General features: G+C 70.8%; 16 protein-coding genes. 9 read left to right on the top strand and 7 right to left on the bottom strand.

Annotated features, from left to right (window positions below):
• Positions 1–12: 12 nt before the first annotated feature.
• Positions 13–627: a TetR/AcrR family transcriptional regulator gene (locus ACWCQM_RS09320; protein WP_450914679.1), complete on the top strand. Its 615-nt coding sequence runs from the start codon at positions 13–15 to the stop codon at positions 625–627.
• 59 nt (positions 628–686) lie between these two features.
• On the opposite strand, the gene ACWCQM_RS09325 is transcribed toward ACWCQM_RS09320, so the two are convergent.
• Entirely contained in the window at positions 687–1532 is an 846-nt protein-coding gene (locus ACWCQM_RS09325; protein ID WP_450914680.1) for an alpha/beta fold hydrolase, read from the bottom strand.
• A 95-nt stretch (positions 1533–1627) separates the two neighbouring features.
• Between ACWCQM_RS09325 and ACWCQM_RS09330 the strand changes: the two genes are divergently transcribed.
• The 5 genes from ACWCQM_RS09330 to ACWCQM_RS09350 all read left to right on the top strand — a co-directional run bounded on the left by ACWCQM_RS09330 (position 1628) and on the right by ACWCQM_RS09350 (position 10242).
• The gene (locus tag ACWCQM_RS09330; RefSeq protein WP_450914681.1) at positions 1628–2593 is read left to right on the top strand and encodes a LysR family transcriptional regulator; all 966 of its coding nucleotides are present in this window, start codon (positions 1628–1630) and stop codon (positions 2591–2593) included.
• Between the two features lie 576 nt (positions 2594–3169).
• A complete protein-coding gene (locus ACWCQM_RS09335) occupies positions 3170–4123 on the top strand; it encodes a hypothetical protein (protein ID WP_450914682.1) in 954 nt (317 codons plus the stop codon).
• 271 nt (positions 4124–4394) lie between these two features.
• Positions 4395–5363: a sugar phosphate isomerase/epimerase family protein gene (locus tag ACWCQM_RS09340; RefSeq protein WP_267079042.1), complete on the top strand. Its 969-nt coding sequence runs from the start codon at positions 4395–4397 to the stop codon at positions 5361–5363.
• Between the two features lie 140 nt (positions 5364–5503).
• Positions 5504–8782, top strand: coding sequence for a PQQ-dependent sugar dehydrogenase (locus tag ACWCQM_RS09345; RefSeq protein ID WP_450914683.1), 3279 nt, complete (start codon positions 5504–5506; stop codon positions 8780–8782).
• A 287-nt stretch (positions 8783–9069) separates the two neighbouring features.
• Positions 9070–10242 (top strand): ROK family transcriptional regulator, encoded by a 1173-nt coding sequence (locus tag ACWCQM_RS09350; RefSeq protein ID WP_450914684.1) that lies wholly within the window; start codon positions 9070–9072, stop codon positions 10240–10242.
• 75 nt (positions 10243–10317) lie between these two features.
• Here ACWCQM_RS09350 and ACWCQM_RS09355 read toward each other — a convergent pair whose 3' ends face one another.
• The 6 genes from ACWCQM_RS09355 to ACWCQM_RS09380 all read right to left on the bottom strand — a co-directional run bounded on the left by ACWCQM_RS09355 (position 10318) and on the right by ACWCQM_RS09380 (position 17404).
• Positions 10318–12408, bottom strand: a complete 2091-nt coding sequence (locus ACWCQM_RS09355; protein ID WP_450914843.1) for a glycoside hydrolase family 31 protein — start codon at positions 12406–12408, stop codon at positions 10318–10320.
• The gene (locus ACWCQM_RS09360; RefSeq protein WP_450914685.1) at positions 12405–13238 is read right to left on the bottom strand and encodes a carbohydrate ABC transporter permease; all 834 of its coding nucleotides are present in this window, start codon (positions 13236–13238) and stop codon (positions 12405–12407) included. Before ACWCQM_RS09360 ends, ACWCQM_RS09355 begins: the two co-directional genes overlap by 4 nt.
• 5 nt (positions 13239–13243) lie before the next feature.
• Positions 13244–14194: a carbohydrate ABC transporter permease gene (locus ACWCQM_RS09365; protein ID WP_450914686.1), complete on the bottom strand. Its 951-nt coding sequence runs from the start codon at positions 14192–14194 to the stop codon at positions 13244–13246.
• A gap of 20 nt (positions 14195–14214) precedes the next feature.
• Positions 14215–15435: a sugar ABC transporter substrate-binding protein gene (locus tag ACWCQM_RS09370; RefSeq protein ID WP_450914687.1), complete on the bottom strand. Its 1221-nt coding sequence runs from the start codon at positions 15433–15435 to the stop codon at positions 14215–14217.
• 144 nt (positions 15436–15579) lie between these two features.
• Positions 15580–16575, bottom strand: coding sequence for a LacI family DNA-binding transcriptional regulator (locus tag ACWCQM_RS09375; protein WP_450914688.1), 996 nt, complete (start codon positions 16573–16575; stop codon positions 15580–15582).
• A 400-nt stretch (positions 16576–16975) separates the two neighbouring features.
• The gene (locus tag ACWCQM_RS09380; protein WP_450914689.1) at positions 16976–17404 is read right to left on the bottom strand and encodes a PPOX class F420-dependent oxidoreductase; all 429 of its coding nucleotides are present in this window, start codon (positions 17402–17404) and stop codon (positions 16976–16978) included.
• 129 nt (positions 17405–17533) lie between these two features.
• Between ACWCQM_RS09380 and ACWCQM_RS09385 the strand changes: the two genes are divergently transcribed.
• From ACWCQM_RS09385 to ACWCQM_RS09395, 3 genes are all read left to right on the top strand, one after another.
• Positions 17534–17929, top strand: a complete 396-nt coding sequence (locus ACWCQM_RS09385) for a winged helix-turn-helix transcriptional regulator (RefSeq protein ID WP_450914690.1) — start codon at positions 17534–17536, stop codon at positions 17927–17929.
• A 201-nt stretch (positions 17930–18130) separates the two neighbouring features.
• On the top strand, positions 18131–18838 hold the full coding sequence (locus ACWCQM_RS09390; protein WP_450914691.1) for a lysophospholipid acyltransferase family protein: 708 nt from the start codon (positions 18131–18133) through the stop codon (positions 18836–18838).
• Between the two features lie 90 nt (positions 18839–18928).
• Positions 18929–20341 carry a family 2B encapsulin nanocompartment shell protein gene (locus tag ACWCQM_RS09395; protein ID WP_450914692.1) on the top strand — a complete coding sequence of 471 codons (1413 nt, stop codon included), beginning with the start codon at positions 18929–18931 and terminating at the stop codon, positions 20339–20341.
• The last annotated feature ends 189 nt before the right edge of the window (positions 20342–20530 follow it).

Below are 20530 nucleotides of genomic sequence, written 5' to 3' on the forward strand. Positions count from 1 at the left end.
AGGCTTGGGCGGGTGACCGCCAATCCTTCGCCGGACCGCCGTATCCGCCGCACCCGCGCGGCTCTGCACGCCGCGCTCCTCGCCCTGATCGCCGAACGGCCGCTGAGCCGCATCACGGTCTCCGACGTCAGCAAGCGGGCGGACATCAACAGGTCGACCTTCTACGAGCACTACGACGACGTCCCCGCGCTGGCCGCCGACGCGTGCACCGGAATCTTCGACGAACTCATCGCCGCCGCACCGGTGATGCTGCCCACCGACGATCCGGCCGAGCAGCGGCGGGGGCGCGACGAACTGGCCGCCCTGTTCGCCCACATCGCCGCTCACGCGGACCTCTACCGGGCCCTGCTGGGCCCCGACGGAAGCGCGCAGGTGATCACGCACCTGCACCGGCGGCTCACCGTCTCCATCCACATCAATCTCACCCGCCCCCACACCGGCACCCATGCCGACGACCCCGAGGCGGTCCCGCACGATCCGGCGGCGTCGTATCTGGCCGGCGCACTGCTCGGCACGGCATCCGACTGGCTGTACCACGGGTGCCCGGGCACGCCCCGGGAGCTCGTCGGCGCGCTCTGGACCGGACTCCCCCGGATGCCTTCCCCGCACCTGAGCCCCGGCCGGTAGGCGTTGCCGACGCCGGCGGAGTGCCGCCCGGTCCGGGGAAGGCCGCCCGCCCCGGACGGTCACGGCAGGAGCGCCTCGGCGAGCCGGCGCGGCCGTGCGGCGAACGGGCTGTGACCCCCCGGCAGGGTGCGTACGGTGAACGGGCTTGCGGGGAAGGCCTGATCGGCTTCCGCGATCATCAGGTCCTGCACGGCTGGCGTGAGCGCCCGGTCCTCCGCGCAGCGCAGGAAGGTGCGCGCGATCCGCCCCCAGCGCGCGGCGGTCACCGCGACCGGGGACATCGGGACGGCAACAGGCAGATCGGGGCTCAGCGCGGTGCGCCAGCGGTCGAAGCGGTCCGGGGGCACGTCGTGGTAGTAGGTCTGTCGCAGCTCCTGTACATAGGCGGGATCCGGTGAGAGCGGATCGATCCGCACGGCGCCCAGCGCCTCGGGGTCGCCGAGGGTGAGGTGCTGCCCCAGGGCGGTGGCGTTCTCGGGCGAGCCGAGATAGTCGGCGAACCGCGGCCGTCCGCCGGGCACGAAGGCGGACAGATAAACGATCCGGTCGACGAGTTCGGGCGCCAGCTCCGCCGCGAGGGACGCGGGACCACCGCCCGCGCTGTGCGCGACGAGCACGACCGTGCGGTAGCGGCGCACCTGACGCAGTGTGCTCACGACCGCCTCGGCGCACTCCTCCATGGTCACGGTGGCGAGCTGTGACTTCTCGGTCAGCAGGCCGGGCCGGCCCGGCTTCAGATAGCCGGTGGGCAAGGGCGCGTCGAAGCCGTGGCCCGGAAGATCGACGGCCACGCTCGCGGCGCCGGTTCCGGCCAGCGCGCGCTGAGTCGGTGCCCACTGCGCGGAGCTGTGCCAGGCGCCGTGCACGAGTACGAGGACGGTGCCGGTGTGAGTGGTGTCTGTCATTTCCCCATCCCAGGCGACGTCACCGACGTGGTCCATCGGAAGATCTGACAAGCTGTCGCCTGATACGTCTGAGATATGACTTGAGGTGGCAGCTCATGGAGGCACGGCATCTGCGGTACGCGGTCGCGCTCGCCGAGCACGCGCACTTCGGCCGGGCCGCCGGTGCGCTGGGGATCGCCCAGCCTCCCCTGTCCAAGCAGATCGCAGACCTCGAACGCGAGGTGGGGGCGCGACTGTTCGACCGCACGCACCGGGGGGTGTTCCCGACGGCCGCGGGCGAGGCGTTTCTGGCCCGGGCGCGCCGGGCGCTCGACGAGATCGCGGCTGCCGTGGTCGACGCGGGCCGGGCGGCACGCGGTGACACGGGACGCCTCCGGCTGGGCTTCATCGCCTCGGCTCTGCTCGAACCCCTGCCGGCCGTCCTGGGCAGGTTCGGCCGTGAGCGGCCCGACGTACGGCTGGAACTGCACGAGATGGCGACCAGTCGCAGCACGGCCGCGCTCGTCGCCGGTGAGCTGGACGTGGCCATCACCCTGGGCCCCCCACGCGGCGCGGGAGCCGAGCGCCTGGTATCCGTCCCGATCGGTCATGAACATCTGGTCGCCGTGGTGAGCACCGCCCACCCCTACGCGGGCCGGCCGTCGGTGGGTGTGGACCAGTTGCGGCAGCAACCTCTGATCGTGTCGGCCGGCGAGGACGAGCCGGCCGTCGTCGCAGGGCTGCGCGCCCTGCTGGGCAAGGACTCCCGCGCCCTCGGCGGCGCGACCTCCGCGAGGGACGTCCACACGATCATCGGCCTCGCCGCCTCCGGCGTGGGCGTGGGCCTGGGTCCCTCCCGCATGCTGGCGGCACCACGTCCGGGTACCTGGTTCTGCGAGGTGCTCCCCCGTACGCCCCTGCCCGACCTGGTCCTGTCGTTCGCCGCCCAGGACCGCTCCCCCGTGCTGGGCGCGTTCCTCGACACGATCCGCATGAACTGCCCCGATGTCGGCGCCACCCTCGACGACAGGCTCCGCCACCTGAAGAGCGACGGCATCCCGAAGCCGGGTCCGGGCTCCTGAAAGCTGTCCCCGAGGCGCGCGGAAGGCGTCCGCGGCACCGGCGGGCACCCCCAGGATCTGAACGGAACCAGGTCGCCCCGAGCCTTCCCGCGCACACAACTCGGCTGCCGGTCAACCGCGTTGCTTGCCTCTTTGCTACGGCGTGATCGCCGTCCGCATCCGGTCGCGGCTGCGAACGCGCGGACGCGGCAACGCCGTCGAGTCTTCCCGGGATGCCAGTCGCGGCAGGTTCTTTTCTACGATCACTCCACCCTTTTAATGAATCATCAGAAAGTTCCAGAGATTCGTACCGAACCTCTGGACAGCCCCTGCACGGCGTTCTACTGTCTCGGCCCATCGAGACATGTGTTTCGTCGCAGTAACACCGCAGCCCACCGGCGTTCCGTCGAACGCCCCGCCCCTCACGAGTCTTTCCACGTCTCTCCCCCCATGACCGGGCCACCCGCCCGATTCGAGGCGCTGTGCGACCGCCCTCACGGCGGTCGTCGCTCACGCACCGTGCAGCACCCCCGTCGTAAGGCGGGGAAACCGGCCGGGTCACCGACTCTGCCGCGACCGCAGCGGAAGGGAAGCGACATGAAGATCCGTACATTCATCGCCACGGCGTCCCTGGTGGCATCCGGAAGCCTGGTGGCCTTCTCCGGGTCGGCCCAGGCAGCTCTCTACACCACCTGTGTCGGTGACGGCGGGGCCGTGACCGTCAGCAACGACCTGGTCGTGCCGGCCGGGAAGTCCTGCACCCTCACCGGCACGAAGGTCAAGGGCACGGTGACGGTCGAGGCCGGAGCCGATCTCGTGGCCGCGGGCGCCACCGTCAACGGTGCGGTCACGGTCGAGGAGAACGGCTATCTCGACCTCACCGACAGCATCGTCAAGGGCACGCTGACCACCGAGTCCGCCTTCGGCACCCACCTGGAGAAGAGCACCCTCAAGGCGGTCGACGCCACCGAGGGATTCGTGTACGCCGTCGACTCCACGCTCGGCGGGAACGTCAGATCCGAGGCCGGGGAACTGTATGTCTCCGGCAGCACCCTCAGCGGTTCCCTGACCGGCGACCGCAACCAGTACAGCGATGTGTACGACTCCACCGTCAAGGGCGCGCTGACCGTCAACGGCAACACCCTCGGCGGAGTGTTCTGCGCCGGAGAGGTGTACGGCGCCGCCAAGTACACCGGCAATGCCGACAACCTCCAGATCGGCGGCGAGGGCCTGCTCGGATCGTGCGCGGGTGCCTCGTACTTCGGGGGTGATCTGGTCGTCACCGACAACACCGCGAACGCCGTGCTCGACAACGCCATCGTGCGTGGCGGCCTCACCGCGACCGGCAACAACCCCGTGCTGGTCGTCGGGGAGCTGGCGCGCATCCGTGGCGCGGTCACCGGAGAGACCGCCACCGCGGGGGTCTCGGCCGCCCGCTCGGCCGAGAAGGCCGCACCGCAGGACCGGGGTGCCGACCTCGCGGCGAAGGCCGCCGAGCGCACGGCCGCCGCCCGGGCCGACGCCGGCGAAGCGGGCAAGTCCCGCCTCTGACACCGGCCTTCAGGGGCACCCGGCTTCGGTGGACACACGCCCTCAGGGGCCGCCGGGCTTCAGGGGTGGCCCCGACGGGGCGGTCCACGGACCACATCCCGGCAGTACCGGTGAGTGATGGCGACCGCCCAGTCGCCGTGCCCCGCCCCTGCGCCGCACGCCCTCGCCTCCGTGCCTCACCGGAGCGCCCGCTTCCCGGCCTTCCCGGCGCGCGGCCCCGCCCCGCGCGCCCCGGTCCTTACCCCGTTCTCCTCATTCCCCAGGAGTGACCGTGAGCCATATCCGCAAGTCCTTCGACCGCAGGGACTTCCTGCGTGCCACCGCAGGCACCACCGTGGCCCTCGCCGCCGCCTCCGTCACCGGGGCCGCCGCCACCTCCGCCGCCGCCGCGCCGAGCAGTCTGTCCATCCCCAAGGACCGCATCGGCATCCAGCTCTACAGCATCCGCGACAAGGTCAGCTCGCTCGGCTTCGCAGTCGTCCTCGCCGAGCTGGCCCGGATCGGCTACAAGGAGATCGAGTTCGCCGGATACACCCAGTCCACCTCCATCCTGGGCCGGCAGATCACCCTCCCCGAGATCCGGACTCTGCTCGACGACAACGGGCTGCGCGCGGTCGGCAGCCACGTCGGCATCGGCAATCTGCGCAACAACCTCCAGGCCGAGCTGGACGCGGCCCAGATCCTCGGCATGCCGCACGTGGGCACCGCCAACGCGCCGTCGAACGTCAACACCGTGGCGGGCTACCGCGCCGCCGCCGACGAGTTCAACGTCTGGGGTGCGGCGGCGACCGCACGCGGCCTGAAGCTCTACCAGCACAACCACGCGGGCGAGTTCGCGTTCGCCACCGACCAGCCGTCCGTCCGGCTGTACGACGTGTTCCTCAAGAACACCGACCCGCGCCATGTCTATCTGGAGCTGGACATCTACTGGGCGTACGTCGGCCAGTACCGCTGGCCCGGATTCGACCCGGCCGCCTACGTCCGCAACCAGCCCTACCGCTACCCGCTGTTCCACATGAAGGACGGCGACGCCAACGCGGCGAACGCCAACGGCTTCGACATCGTCGAATTCGGCGCCGGAGACCTTCCGTACGAGCGGTTCGTCCGCGACATCGGGCCGCGCGCCTCGCATGTCGGCATCTGGGAGCAGGACACCGCGCCCAACACCCTGCCCAATCCCCCGGGTTCGCTCGCCGCGGCGCAGCGCAGCTTCACCGCGCTCGAGGGACTCCTCGGCTGAGAGAGCCACAGGGAGCCGCAGGGTTCGGCTCCCGCCGAAGTACACCGGGCGCCGCCGCCGCGCGCCAAGGCGCCCGGGTGTCCGCTCCTTACCGCCAGCGATCGAGGAGACGCATCACCGTGCAACGCACCCTGAGACGCTTGATCACAGGTGTCCTGCTCGTGTCACTGCCCGCGCTGGGCGGTGTGGCCGTCGCGCCCGCCGCCCAGGCGCACGAGGGCCACGAACACGCCCTGGACTGGTCGAACTACGAGAAGGTCACCCTCACCAAGGACACCGGCGAGCCGATCGACCTCGCCGTACTGCCCGACAGCCGGGTGCTGCACACCGCCCGCAACGGCGACGTGCGGCTCACCGACCCCGGCACCGGTGTCACGAAGGTCGTCAACCACGTCGATGTGTACCAGAACTCCGAGATGGGGTTGCAGACGGTCACACTCGACCCGGACTTCGCCACCAACAAGTGGGTCTACCTCTACTACTCGCCTCCGCTGAACACCCCCGCCGGCTCCGCGCCGCAGCAGCTGCCCGCCGGGCAGACGGACGCCTACTGGAAGCAGTGGGAGGGATACGACTCCCTGACCCGTTTCAAGTGGACGGGTGACAAGCTGGACCTCTCCACCGCCCAGGAGATCATCAGGGTCGACTCCAACCGGGGGCAGTGCTGCCACGTCGCCGGCGACGTCGATTTCGACGGCGAGGGGAACCTCTACCTCTCCACGGGTGGCAACACACCGGCGTCGGGACCGAACGTCAACGGCTACACGCCGATCAACGACGCGGCCGGCTACAACCCCGGTCTCGACGAGCGCCGGGGCGCGGGCAACACCAACGACCTGCGCGGCAAGATCCTGCGGATCGACGTGCAGGAGGACGGGAGTTACACCATCCCGGAGGGCAACCTCTTCGAGCCGGGCACGCCGAAGACCCGTCCCGAGATCTTCGTGATGGGCCTGCGCAACCCCTTCCGCCTGGCGGTGGACCCCGAGACCGACGCCGTGATGTGGGGCGACTACGGCCCGGACGCCGGCACCGCCGACGCGAACAGGGGGCCGATGGGATACGTCGAGTGGCAGACCACGACCAAGGCCATGAACAGCGGCTGGCCGTTCTGCACGGGTGACAACAGCAAGCCCTACCGCGACTTCGACTTCGCCACCCTGACACCCGGCCCCGCCTTCGACTGCGCGGCGCCGGTCAACGACTCCCGCTGGAACACCGGCCTGACCGAGCTGCCCCCCGCCACCCCCGCCACACTCTGGTACGGCGACAAGGACAGCGACCAGCCGTGGCCCGAGCTGACCGCCTTCCGCGGTCCCGGCGGTCCCGGCGGCCAGGCCCCGATGGGCGGTCCGGTCTACCACTACGACGCGGACAACCCCGCGCCCGGCAAGTTCCCCGAGTACTGGGACGGCAAGGCGTTCTTCGCGGAGTTCTCCCAGGACTACGTGGCCGCGCTGACGCTGGACGGTCCGGACGGCCCGGTCGGCAAGCTGGAGAACGTCCTTCCCAACAGCGAGCGTTCGCAGAACGGCATCCCGCAGTGGGACAACCCGATGGACCTGGAGTTCGGCCCCGACGGCGCGCTCTACGTCCTCGACTACGGCGACGGGTTCTTCCGCCAGAACCCCGACGCGGGTCTCTACCGGATCGACTACGCCGAAGGGAACAAGGCGCCCACCGCGGTGATCAAGGCGGACAGGACGTCCGGGCAGGCACCGCTCGAGGTCTCCTTCAGCGCCACCGGCTCCAGCGACCCGGAGAACGGCGAACTCACCTACCAGTGGGACCTCGACGGCGACGGTACTTTCGACGCCACCGGCGCCACGGCCACGCGCACGTATGCGGACAACGGGCAGTTCCAGGCCCGGCTCAAGGTCACGGACCCGCAGGGCAAAGCAGGACTGTCGAGCCGTCAGATCACGGTAGGCAACACGGCTCCGACGGTGAAGATCACCTCGCCGCCCGACGGCGGGTTCTTCAACTGGGGTGACGCCGTGCCGTACGGCATCGCCGTCGAGGACCCTGAGGACGGCACCACGCCGGACTGCGCCAAGGCGGCCTGGACCTTCGGTCTCGGACACAACCAGCACGGGCACCCCGTCAACAGCGGCACCGGCTGCACCGGCGGTGTCCTGACCCCGGCCGACGCCGGGCACGGTGACACCGAGAACGTCTTCGGGGTCCTCGGGATCACCTACACCGACAAGGGCGCGGGCGGCGTCCCGCCGGCGACCGGTGACGCCCAGGTGGTGCTCAACCCGGCGCTCATGCAGGGCGAGCACTACGACTCCGCGGAGGGCGTGACGATCACGGACGACACCACGGCGTCCGGACAGCGCAAGCTGACCTCCTTCGACGAGGGTGACTGGATCGCCTACGACCCTGTGTCGTTCGCCGGGATCAACGGGGTCAAGACCCGTGCCAGTGGTGACGGCACCCTGGCGCTGCGCTGGGGTTCGGCCGACGCGGAACCGTTCGCCACGGTGCGGGTCCCGGCCGGCGAGGGCTGGCAGACCGTCACGACCGCTCTGCCGGACGCCCCCTCGGGGACCGGCGAGGTCTTCGTCACCGGTTCCGGCGGTGTCGAGCTGGACTCGCTGACCTTCCAGGGCGCGGGTGTCGCGGACAAGACCGCGCCCAAGGTCACCGCCACGCTCAACCCGCCCCGGCCCAACGGTGACGACGGCTGGTACACCGGCAATGTGTCGCTCACGGTCACGGCCACCGACAACGGGACGGTCGCGAGCCGTCAGTACTCGGTGGACAACGGCACGACCTGGCAGTCGGCCAACGCCGCCGTCACGCTGTCGGCGGAGGGTGCCACCACCGTCCGCTACCGGGCGACCGACAACGGCGGCAACGTCTCCGAGGTGGGTTCGCTCACCGTACGGATCGACCGCACCGGTCCCACGGTGACGGCGAGCGGGATCGACGCCGACGGTGTCTACGGGGACTCCGAGCGTCCCACGCCGGTCTTCTCGGCGGCGGACACGGTCTCCGGAAAAGCCGGCGCGACGGCCACCCTCGACGGGAAGGCCGTCTCCTCCGGCCAGGCCCTGGAGTTGTGGCGGCTGCCGCTGGGCCCGCACGACCTCACGGTCAGGGCCCGGGACAAGGCGGGCAACACCACCACGAAGACGGTGGCCTTCACGACCCGTACCTCCTACGCGGACATCCGCGCGCTGATCACCCGGCTGGGGTCGGACGGCCTCATCACGGCGCAGGGGCAGCAGCGGCTGACCGTACGGATCGGCCAGGCCGAGGCGCACGCCGAGGCGGGCCGCACCGCTCAGGCAGCATCCGTCCTGGAGTCGTTCGCCGGTTACGCGGCCGACCGCTCCCTGGTGCCGGACAGCGCGGCGGGCGAGGCCCTGGCCCGCGACGCACGGGCCCTGAAGGGAGGTTCCGCCGGCTGACGCCGGGACTCCCAGGGGTGCCCCGCCCTCACCGGCGGGGCACTCCCGTGCCCGGACCGGCACCCTCGCGGACCGGCACTCGGGGCGGGACAGTGCCTGCCAGGTTGCATTCGGTCAACGAGGCGACACCTTTCGACGTTCTGTGAAAAAGTTGCCGGAAGCCGCCCGCGTCGCTGTGATCCTGCCACTGCGCGAGCGCGTCCTGCCGGGAGCACGACACTCCGGCCCCCGTCCCGCCTCGCGGCACCCATGCATGCTGTCCGAAGGCGCCCAGAGGAAGTGAGCCCGTGAACATCCAGTACCGCGTGTTGAGTCTGCTGCGTGAGAACGGTCCGCTGTCCCGCGCCCAGCTCGCGGACCGGCTGGAGGTTCCGCGCCCACGGCTCCTCGGTGAGCTCGACCGCCTGGTCGCCTCCGGTCGGGTCAGCGAGGCGGGCCCCGCCGCGTCACGCGGCGGGCGGCGCTCCACCCTCGTACAGCTCGACCCCGGCATCCGGTTCGCCGCCGTCGATCTGGGCGCCAGCTCCATCGACATCGAGATCACCGACGGCGCGCTCACGCCCGTGGCCTCCTGCTCCGAGCCCGCCGACATCCGCTCCGGGCCGGACGCCGTCCTCGGCAGGATCAGCGAACTGCTGCACGCGATGGCGGCCGAGGGGCGCTACACACGGCTCGACGCGATCGGAATCGGTGTGCCCGGCCCCGTCAGCTTCCGGGAGGGCGTGCCCGTCTCGCCGCCGATCATGGTGGGCTGGAACCGCTTCCCCGTACGCGACACCCTCGCCCAGGCCCACGGCTGCCCCGTCGTCGTCGACAACGACGTCAACGTGATGTCGCTCGGGGAGCGGCACAGCGGTGTCGCGAGGACCGTCGACCATCTGCTCTTCGTGAAGATCGGCAGCGGCATCGGCTCCGGCATGCAGCACCACGGCCGTATCTACCGCGGAGCGGAGGGGTGCGCCGGGGACATCGGGCACGTCCAGGTGGAGGCCGAGTCGGAGGGACCCGTCTGCTCCTGCGGGAACACCGGCTGTCTCGAAGCCTACTTCGGTGGGGTGGCCCTGGCCAGGGACGCCATGGAGGCGGCCGAGTCGGGCCGGTCCCCCGCCCTCGCCGGACGCCTCGCCGAGCGAGGGGTGCTGACCGCCCAGGATGTGGCGGAGTGCGCGTCCGGCGGCGACAACACGAGTGTCAATCTCGTCCGGGCAGGCGGCCACCGCGTCGGCCAGGTGCTCGCCACGCTCGTCAGCTTCATGAATCCGTCGATGATCGTGATCGGCGGCGGCCTGACCGGGCTCGGCTATCCGCTGCTCGCCGAGATCCGCAGCGTCGTGTACAAGCGCTCGCTGCCGCTGGCCACGGGCAATCTGCCGATCGTCATGTCCGAACTCGGGCCGCGCGCTGGGGTCGTGGGCGCGGCGTTCCTGGCGAGTGAACTGGCGTACGGCGAGGAGTCCTGAGGCGGCGGACCCCGGCCCGGGACCCGGACCCGGTCCCGGGCGGCGGCGTGCGCGGCCCGGGACCGGGGGCCCGTGTCAGCCGTTCACCGGCAGTTCGGCGCCGTCGCGCAGCAGGAGCGGAATCCGGTCGAGCGGCGCGTCGAGGGTGTGCCGGGCTCCGCCCTCGTACGAGGTGCCCGTCCACGCGCACCTCCAGCGCGCGCCGGCGGGCAGATAGATCTCGCGGCTCGTCGCACCGGCCTCCGTGACGGGAGCGACCAGGAGGTCGGGGCCGAGCAGGAACTGGTCCCCGACCGTCCAGGCCGTCTCGTCCTCGGGGAACTCCAGGAACAGCGGGCGCATCGGGGGCAGGCCCTCGTCGGAGGCGGTGGCCATCTGCTCGGCGACGTAAGGGCGCAGGCGCTCGCGCAGTGCCAGGTAGCCGCACATGATCTCGTACGCCTCTTCGCCGTACGACCAGACCTCGTTGGGTCCGCCGGTCATCTCGCCGCCCAGGGGCAGCCAGGGCAGCCGGAAGCCGTGCAGCCGGAAGATGGGGCAGAGCGCGCCGAACTGGAACCAGCGGACGAGGACCTCGCGGAACGCCGGGTCGTCCGGGTCTCCGCCGTGGAAGCCGCCGATGTCCGTGGTCCACCAGGGGATGCCGGACAGGCCGATGTTGAGACCGGCGGCGATCTGGGCGCGCAGGGCGGCGAAGTCGGTGCCGATGTCGCCGGACCACACGGCGGTGCCGTAGCGCTGGCTGCCGGCCCACGCGGAGCGGGAGAAGGACATGCCGTCGGTGTTGCCGGAGGCGGCCATGCCCTCGTGGAACAGCCGGGCGTTCTCGCGCGGGTAGAGGTTGGCGACCTCCTGGCCGTGACCCGCGTGGTAGCGGAGGTTGGCGGGGTGGCCGGGCTTCATCTCCGGCTCGCAGGCGTCCAGCCACCACAGGTTGATGCCGAGGCTCTGGTAGTTCTCCTGCACGTGGGACCAGACGTGGTCGCGGGTCTCGGGGTTGGTCGGGTCGTAGAAGGAGACCATGACGCGGCTGTCGGAGCCCTTGTCGATCCATGTGGCGTGGGCGGGGGTGCCGTACTCGTTGGCGGCGAAGAGGCCCCGGCGCTCCAGCTCGTCGTAGTTCTCGCTGGAGCGGTTGACCGACGGCCAGATGGAGACCATGAGCTTGACGCCGAGCTCGTCGAGCTCCCGGACCATGCCGGCCGGGTCGGGCCACTCCTCGGGGTCGAACTTCCAGTCCCCCAGCCGGGTCCAGTGGAAGAAGTCGGCGACGATGACCGAGATCGGCAGACCCCGTCGCTTGTACTCGCGTACGACGCCGAGCAGTTCCTCCTGGGTCCGGTAGCGCAGCTTGCACTGCCAGAAGCCGGTGGCCCAGTCGGGGAACGCGGGGGCGTGGCCGGTGGCGTCGGCGTAGGAGCGGAGGATGTCGGCGGGCCGGTCGCCCGCGGTGATCCAGTAGTCGATCTGGCGGGCGCTGTCGGCGACCCAGCGGGTTCCGGTCCGCACCATCTCGACGCGGCCGACGGCGGGGCTGTTCCACAGCAGTCCGTAGCCCCGGCTGGACAGCACGAACGGGATGGTGATCTCCGTGTTGCGCTGCACCAGGTCGATGACGGTGTCCTTCTGGTCGAGCAGCCCGTGCTGGCGCTGGCCGAGGCCGTACAGCCGCTCTCCTTCGTACGCCTGGAAGTTCTGCTCCAAGCGGTGGTAGCCGTGCCCGACGGGGGTGTGGACGCGGGTGCCGGGCCACCAGAAGTGGGCGGGGCGCTCGGCGAGGAGCTCCGTGCCGTCGTCGGTGCGGACGAAGCGCAGGACGCCGTCGACGGTCAGCTCGGCGGTGATGCGGCCGTTGACCAGGCGTGCCGGCGGCACGGGGTCGGTGGGTGAGCCGAGGCCGTTCTTGAAGACGGTGAGGCCGGTCAGGTCGGGGAGGATGATCTCGGCCCCGGTGCCGGGGCGCTCCATGAGTGCGCCGGGGATGTCGTCCCGGAGCGGGACGAGTGCGGCCCGTACGCGCACGGAGTCGGCGCCCCAGGGTTCGATGCGCAGTGATTCGTGCTGACCGCGCCACTCCAGGCCGCCGTCGTGTTCCCGGAAGGTGCTCAAGGTGTTTCTCCAGTGTGCGTAAGAAGGTGTGCTCGGTGCCGCGCCGGGTCCGGTCAGTCCTTGACCGAGCCTCCGGTGATGCCGACCGCGATGTACCGCTGGGCGATGACCAGGAGGACGGCCGCCGGGATGGAGGCGAGGACGGCCGAGGCCATCAGGGCGTTCCAGTCGGTGGCGTTGGCGCCGATGAAGCGGTAGATGCCGACGGTGACCGGGGTCACCGCGTCACGCGAGGTGAGGGTGATCGCGAAGAGGAAGTCGGCCCAGGAGAAGAGGAACGCGAACAGCCCGGCGGTGATCAGGCCGTTGCGGCTCATGGGGACGACGATGCGCAGGAAGGTGCGCCAGGACCCCGCGCCGTCCAGCGCCGCGGCCTCGATGACCTCGGTGGGGATGTCGCGCAGCTGGGCCCGGAGCAGCACGGCGGCGAACGGCACGGACAGGGTGGACTGGGCCAGCATCAGCCCGATGGTGTTGTTGAGCAGGCCGAGCTCGCTGTAGAGCGCGAAGAGCGAGTTGGCCTTCACGATGCCGGGGACCATCTGCACGATCAGCAGGACGAACAGCAGCAGTGCGGCCCAGCGCAGTCGGAACTTCGCCAGCGACCAGGCCAGCGGGGCCGCGAGGGCCAGGGTGATCAGCACGTTGCCGCAGGCCACGAAGAGGCTGATGACCAGGTGCCTGCCCTGGGTGTCGAAGGCGGCGCGGTATCCGTCGAGGGTCGGGTCCGTGGGGAACCACTTGGGCGGGATGCTCAGCAGCGCCTGGCCGGGCTGGAGCGAGGCGTTGACCATCCAGTACAGCGGGAAGAGCAGGACGCCGACGACGAGGAGGGCGATCACCGTGCTGCTCCAGCGGCGGGATGCGCGCAGGGCGGAGGACGACATCGGGACTACCTCTCGGACTGTTCGGCGCGCACGGCCCGCAGGTACACGAACGCGAAGACCATGGCGATGACGATGAGGACGTTGCTGACCGCGGCACCCTGGCCGAACTGCAGGTTGGTGAAGGAGAGGGCGTACGACCAGGTGGACAGCAGCTGTGTGGAGTTCGCCGGGCCGCCCTGGGTGAGGACCATGACGACGTCGAACGCCTTGATGGTGTAGATCAGTCCGAGCATCACCACGACCGAGGTGGTCGGGCGCAGCAGCGGCCAGGTGACATGGCGGAACTTCTGCCAGGCGCCCGCGCCGTCGAGCGAGGCGGCCTCGTAGAGCTGCGGCGGGATGGACTGGAGGCCGCCGTAGAGGATCACCATGTTGAAGGGGATGCCGATCCACACGTTGGCGATGACGATGGCGGTCATGGCGTGGTCGGGGCTGACCAGCCAGGGGACGGGGTCGCTGATGAGGTGCAGGCTGAGCAGGACCTGGTTGACCACGCCGTAGTCCTGGTCGAGCAGCCAGCGGAAGACGGTGCCGGAGACCAGCAGCGGCAGCAGCCAGGGCAGCAGGAGCAGGGCGCGCAGGGTGCTGCCGAGGGGGAAGCGGCGGCGGAAGAACAATGCGAGGCCGAGACCGATGGCGAACTGGAGGATCAGCGAGGCGACGGTGAACACGGCCGTGTTCCACAGGGACGTGGAGAACAGCTCGTCGGCGAAGACCGCTGTGTAGTTGGCGAGGCCGGTGAAGGGGGCGCCGCCGTCGTAGAAGGACGTCACCGTGTAGTCCTGGAACGACATGACCACGTTGGCGACGATGGGATAGCCGAAGAAGATCACCAGGTAGAGCACTGCGGGGACGTAGAAGCTCATGCGTGCCAGTCGCGCCCGGCGGGCGGCGCCGGCGGCCCGGCTGTCCGTGCGTGCCGGGGTGTGGACGGGCTTGTCCAGAAGAGTCGTCATGATGGGGGCACCTCGCCTGATCAGTGGTCTGCCGACTGGGCCTCGCGCTGGGCGGCGGCAAGGGCCTTCGCCGGGCTCAGCTGTCCGATGGCGGCCTGTTGGAGTGCGGTGTAGAGCGCCTTGGAGACGGCCGGGTAGGCGGTGCCCAGCTCGGCGGTGCGGGACCGGGCGGTGGGGGCGCTGGCGACGAAGGGGGCGAGGTCGGGCAGTTCCTTCACCAGCTTCCCGGCGACGGCGGGGTGGGCTGGTACGTCGGCTCGCAGCCGGGCCCACTCGATCATGTTGTCCTGGCTGAGCACGCAGTTGAGGAGCTCGACGGCCTTGCCCTGCTTGTCCCCCTTGGGCACCGCCCAGGTCTCACCGCCGAGCGGGGTGATCGCCGCGTCGCCGCTCGTCCGTGTGGGGAGCGGCACGACGCCGTAGTCGAGCCCCTTCTCGGCGGAGAGCGCGGCCAGCTGCCATGACCCGTTGATCATCATGGCGGCGTGGTGGCCGATGAACTGCTCCGCGACATCGGACTGCTGCCAGTTCAGGGCCGACTTCGATATCGAGCCGTCCTCGAAGAGCGAGGCCCAGTACGTCAGCGCGGACACGGACTCGGCGGAGTCGAGCTTCTCCAGGCCGGCGCCCGCTCCCCAGAAGAAGGGCTCGTACTGCCAGGAGCCCTCTTCGGTGGCGACGGCCGAGAGCGCGAGGCCGTAGCGGCGGCCGTCGGTGAGCCGGGCGGCGGTCTCCTGGAGCTCCTTCCAGGTGGTGGGCGGTTGGAGGCCCTCCTTCTCGAAGAGGGCCTTGTCGTAGAAGAGCGCGAGCCCGTTCACGCCGGGCGCGACGCCGTACAGCTCGTTCTCGTACGTCCCGGCCTGGAGGACGCTCTTGTAGAAGCCGTCGGTCCTCACCTGGCCTTCGAGCGGCAGCAGTGCCCCGGTCGAGGCGAGCTTGGGCAGGTCGGGGTTGTCGCTGAGCACCAGGTCAGGGAGGGTCTGCGCGGCGCCGTCACGCAGCAGCTTGGGCACCAGCTGGGCGCGGGGCATGACTTCGCGTACGACGTTCACGCCGGTACTGCGCCCGCAGGAGCGGAGGATCTCGGTCAGTGCCGTGTTGCCGGGCTCCGCGGTGTAGTAGTCCGCGACGGTCAGGGTGTTCGGCGGTGTGTCGGCCGTGATGAGGCCGCAGCCGCCCAGCGCCGTGGTGAGGGCGAGTGCGGCGCAGGCGGCAGTGGCTGCGCGGGTGCGGGGGGACAAGAGGGTGTCCTTCGGGGTCGTAGGGGGCCCGTGTGCGCGGCTGGGGCTGCGCGGGGGCATGGCGAGGAACGGCCGCACGGCGCGGGCGCCGTCGGTCGCGAACAGCTGGACGGAAGAGGCAGGTTGGGCCAGGAGGAGGGCGGGTCAGGAAGGCGGCCGGGGCGGCCCGCTGCTGGCCCGTACGGTGAGTTCCGGCTCCAGCAGGGTGGGCGACGCCCCGGCGGAGTCCGTACTCCTGCCGTCGAGCAGCTGTCTGAGCAGCTCGACGGCGCGCTCGGCGAGCACGGCCGCGGGTACGGAGACCGACGTCAGCTGAGGGGTGCCCGCGGTGGCCACCGCGTCCGACCCCACGACGACGAGGGACATGTCCTCGGGCAGCGCCCGGCCGAGGCTGCGGAGCAGGGGCGCGATGTGAGGCGTCGCGGCCTCGTTCTGGACGATCAGGGCCGTGGCGTCGGGGCGCTCCTGGAGCACGCGTGTGAGGGTGCCCGCCGTGCTGTCCCAGTCCCCCTCGACCGAGCGGTGCGTGAGCCGGACCCCTCGGGCCGCGGCCCGGTCGAGCGCCCCGGCGACGGTCCGTACGGCGAATCCCGCACGGCGCCGGTACGCGGCCTCGGGAGCGCCGAGCAGCACGACCTCGCGGTGGCCGAGATCGGCGAGGTGGTCGACGCACAGGCCTCCCGCCGCACGGAAGTCCAGGTCGACACAGACCAGGCCCGCCGGATCGTGGGGCAGGCCGATGAGCACGGCGGGGACCGGCAGTCCGCGTACGGTCTCCAGCCGCGGATCGCGGATCCCGATGTCCATCAGGATCAACCCGTCGAGGAGTGCGGCGTCCAGCACGCCGTGGTCGGCGTGGTCCGTGAGGAGCAGGATGTTGCAGTGGTGGCGGCGCGCGGCGACGCTCGCGGACAGCATGAACTCGGCGAGCAGCGGCCGGTGCGCGCCGTCGTCGACCCGCACGGCGAGCCCGAGGGTGTGCGAACGGCCGGAGGCGGGGCGCTGGTAGCCCAGAGCGGCGATGGAGCCGAGGACGCGGTCACGGGTCGCCGGCGAGATGGGGCGCTTCCCGCTGAGCACGTACGACACGGTGCTGACCGCGACGCCCGCGTGCCGTGCCACATCGGTGATGCCGACCATCTCGCTCTGCCCGTCCTCATGTCTGCTGTTCCGGTCTCCGAACCGCCGTCGAAGGATTTCGATGCTCCGGAATGTGCTGCCACCTGGGCTGCGACAACGGCGAGATTAGGTTCGGAACGCGAGGCCGTCCATACGTGCCCCTGATTTTCGACGGATTTCGACGACCACGCCCCCACCGCTCGGGGGCGGTGGGGGCGACGGAGGCCCCCCTGTCCCTGTGAGCCGGTCGCCGGCCCCTCCGGATTCCGCGGAGGGCGCACCTGTCGCACCGGTGGGGTCGGCAGGACTCCGCCCGGGCCGCGTAGGCCACCGCGGGGCGCCTGTCGGGGGGTCCGGCTGGGAGTCACCCCGTGCCCGCCGCGCCTGCCTGGCGGCCACGGGGTGACTCCCCGGACGGCTCTCAGAGAGCGATGGTGACGACCTTCTGCGCCGTGACCCGCACGATGAGCCGGACGACGTCGTCCGGCTCCGCCGGCGGGTCCTCACCGAGATACCGCTGCGACAGTTCCCTCGGCAGCGCCTTGTCCGGGTCGGGCAGCAACTCGGCCGTTCCACGGATCTCCACCGACCGGTACGGGTTCGCGCTGTCGTAGACCGTCAGGCTGATCCGCGGGTCCCGGGCGAGGTTACGGGCCTTCTTCCTTCCCGCGGTCGTGGAGAAGAGCACGGCGTCCTGCTGCCTTCCGACCCAGACGACCGACGTCTGCGGGCCGCCGTCCGGATTCAGCGTGGCCACGACCGCGAAGTTCCGTCCGTCGACCAGCTCCCTCGCCTGCACACCGAGCTCCACCGGCACGGGAAGTTCCTCCGGCTCTCGGGCGTTTCCCATGCGTCGTCCCTCGTCTCTCGCTGAACCTGTGGCACCGCGCAAGCGGCCGGGGCCGCCTCCCCGCTGGGCACTGACGTGCACGGCTCCCATCCTCGAAGAGCAGGCCGTACAAGGGAAGAAGGCACATTCATGTCACGCAGGGCGGGATGCACGGCGGAGGAGGCCGGGGGGCGTGAGGTCTGTGCCGTCCATGAGGTTCTTCGCAAGGTGAGCGGCAAGTGGACCCTCGGTGTGCTGAGCGAGACCGTGCGCGGCCCCGTCCGATTCGCCCAGCTCGAACGTTCGATGAGCGGGATCAGCCGTCGGATTCTCACCCTGACCCTGCGCGATCTCCAGGAGAACGGTCTGGTGACCCGCACGGCGTACCCCACGGTGCCGCCCAAGGTCGAGTACAGCGCCACCGACGAGGCGCGCGAGCTCTACGCCCTGCTCACCGGCCTCACGGCATGGGCCGCACGCCACTCTGCGACGGTCCCCGGCGACGCCCACGACCGCCGGGACGACGTGCGGGGCTCGACGGACTGATACCGCCCTCGTCCCCTGAGGACCGTCCTGTTGGCGGGACAGCCCTTGGTCTCCTGCTCGGCAAACGACGCTCGCGGCCGAGCATGTGAGCCCCGTACCACGACGACCTGAGTACAGGTGCTCAGGTCCGCGGCCCGGACGCGGCGCGACGATGAACACACCTCGCCGCCCCGGCACCCGCGTCCGGAACTCAGGAGTCCCGTGCTCAGCGACATCGCCTCCGCAGTCGTCCCCGCCCTCGGCCGCCTCACGACGTCGGCGGACCTGGCCGCCGTCCCGGCCCCCGGCATCCTCGTCGCCAACCACACCTCGCTTGCGGACCCCGGCATCGTGCTGGCCGCTCTGCGCCGGCTGGACATCGAGCCCGTCGTCCTCGCCGCCGCCGGGCTGTGGCGGGTGCCCGTCCTGAACCGGCTCCTGGACCAGGGCGGCCACGTGCCCGTCCACCGCCGCACCGCCCGTGCTGCCGACGCGCTGGACGGCGCCGCCGCCGCGCTCGCGGCCGGACGGTATGTGCTCATCTACGGCGAGGGGCGCATCCCCCCGCGCCGCGATGCCTCGGAAGCCGGCCCCGAAGCCTTCCGGAGCGGTCCCGCTCGCCTGGCCGCCGCATCCGGGGCGCACGTCATCCCTGTCGGGCAGGCCGGTGCCCGGCGCGTGACCTCGGGCAGCCCGCTCAAGCAGGTGGCGGGGCTCCTCACCGCCCCCGCCAGACGGCCTCGGTTCCATGTCCACATCGGCGCGCCGCTGCATCTGCCGGCAGAGGTCGGGCCGGCGAGCGCGGCCGCCCACCGGGCCGTCACGGCTGCGTGGCGCACCGCCGCTCACCACCTGGGCGAACCCCTCACACACCCTCGTGGACATGTGCACGAGGAAACGAATCTTCAGCTCAACTACCCATCCGCGTAGGAGACATTCACCTTCTTTCGTGTGATGACAGGCCAAGTGATGAAGAGGGAGGGTGATCAAGCGCACCTACAGGAGGGCTGAGAACCACATATGACCGTTGAAGCCGACCGGGAAGCCGTGCAGGCACAGGCGCCCGCCCAGCAGAGTCTGGCGACGTCCGCCGCACGGAACCTGGCGACGACATCGAAGTCCGTCCCGCAGAACCAGGAGACCTCCTCCCGGTGGCTGCTCCGGATGCTGCCCTGGGTGGACATCCGGGGTGGGACGTACCGGGTGAACCGACGGCTCAGTTACGCCGTGGGAGACGGGCGGGTGACCTTCGTACAGACCGGAGGGCAGGTCTCGGTCATCCCGGCCGAGCTGGGCGAGCTGCCTGCGCTCAGGGGGTACGACGACGAGGCGGTGCTGGGCGAACTGGCCGGAAGATGCGAGCAGGTCGACTTCGCGGCCGGCTCCGTGCTGGCCTCCGCGGGCGACTCCAAGGACCGCGTCTTCCTGCTGGCGCACGGCCGCGTCGACAAGGTCGGCACCGGGCAGTACGGCGGGGACACCGTCCTCGGGGTCCTGGCCGACGGCGCCTACTTCGGCGACGAGTGCCTGACCGAGTCCGAAGCGGCCTGGGAGTGCACCTTCCGTGCCACGACCGCATGCACCGTGCTGGTGCTGCCCCGGGACGACGTCGCCGACCTCGCCGTACGCGCCGAGTCGCTGGGCAGTCATCTGCAACGCTTCGCGGCGCTCCCCCAGCACGACACCAACACGTACGGCGAGGCGGCGGTCGACCTGTCGGCCGGCCATGTGGGCGAGCAGCGCATCCCCCACACCTTCGTGGACTACGAGCCCTCGCCCCGCGAGTACGAGCTGTCCGTCGCGCAGACGATCCTCAAGATCCACAGCCGTGTCGCGGATCTCTACAACGATCCGATGAACCAGACCGAGCAGCAGCTCCGCCTGACCCTGGAGGCGTTGCGCGAGCGGCAGGAGTACGAGCTCGTCAACAACAGGGAGTTCGGGCTGCTCAGCAACTGCGACTACGAGCAGCGTCTGCAGCCGCACGACGGGGTGCCCGGTCCCGACGACATGGACGAGCTGCTGTCACGGCGGCGCGGGAACAAGCTCTTCCTCGCACATCCCCGGGCCATCGCGGCGTTCGGCCGGGAGTGCAACAAGCGCGGTCTGAACCTGGACCGTGTGGAGGTCAACGGCCATCGCATCCCCGCCTGGCGCGGTGTGCCGATCTATCCGTGCGGAAAGATCCCCGTGAGCGAGGCCCGCACGACTTCGATCCTGTGCATGCGCACGGGTGAGGACGACCAAGGTGTCGTCGGCCTGCGTCAGTCGGGCATCCCGGACGAGATCGAGCCGAGCCTCTCGGTCCGCTTCATGGGCATCGACGAGCAGGCGATCATCTCCTACCTCGTCACCGCCTACTACTCCGCCGCGATCCTGGTTCCCGACGCTCTCGGCGTCCTGGAGAACGTCGAGGTCGGCCGCTGGCGCTGACCGGGAGCCGACAGGCACCGGACAAACCCCAGCACATCCGCCCCCGGGCGCCGACGGCCTCGCGCCGTCCGCGTCCGGCCGGGCCCGCGCGCCCATGTACGGCGGCGCGCCTCTGACGCCTGCCTTCGGCCCGCCCCACGCGCGGCCGCCAGGAGGCGTGCCCCCAAGTCCCCAGCCGAAAGGCTCTGT

The sequence above is a fragment of the Streptomyces sp. NPDC002125 genome (assembly GCF_053593715.1).

What these genes read in the sequence shown, in the direction of transcription:
- ACWCQM_RS09325 (WP_450914680.1), bottom strand. Translation starts at nt 1,532, where the DNA reads ATGACAGACACCACTCACACCGGCACCGTCCTCGTACTCGTGCACGGC.
- ACWCQM_RS09330 (WP_450914681.1), top strand. Translation starts at nt 1,628, where the DNA reads ATGGAGGCACGGCATCTGCGGTACGCGGTCGCGCTCGCCGAGCACGCG.
- ACWCQM_RS09335 (WP_450914682.1), top strand. Translation starts at nt 3,170, where the DNA reads ATGAAGATCCGTACATTCATCGCCACGGCGTCCCTGGTGGCATCCGGA.
- ACWCQM_RS09360 (WP_450914685.1), bottom strand. Translation starts at nt 13,238, where the DNA reads ATGTCGTCCTCCGCCCTGCGCGCATCCCGCCGCTGGAGCAGCACGGTG.
- ACWCQM_RS09365 (WP_450914686.1), bottom strand. Translation starts at nt 14,194, where the DNA reads ATGACGACTCTTCTGGACAAGCCCGTCCACACCCCGGCACGCACGGAC.
- ACWCQM_RS09375 (WP_450914688.1), bottom strand. Translation starts at nt 16,575, where the DNA reads ATGGTCGGCATCACCGATGTGGCACGGCACGCGGGCGTCGCGGTCAGC.
- ACWCQM_RS09380 (WP_450914689.1), bottom strand. Translation starts at nt 17,404, where the DNA reads ATGGGAAACGCCCGAGAGCCGGAGGAACTTCCCGTGCCGGTGGAGCTC.
- ACWCQM_RS09385 (WP_450914690.1), top strand. Translation starts at nt 17,534, where the DNA reads ATGTCACGCAGGGCGGGATGCACGGCGGAGGAGGCCGGGGGGCGTGAG.
- ACWCQM_RS09395 (WP_450914692.1), top strand. Translation starts at nt 18,929, where the DNA reads ATGACCGTTGAAGCCGACCGGGAAGCCGTGCAGGCACAGGCGCCCGCC.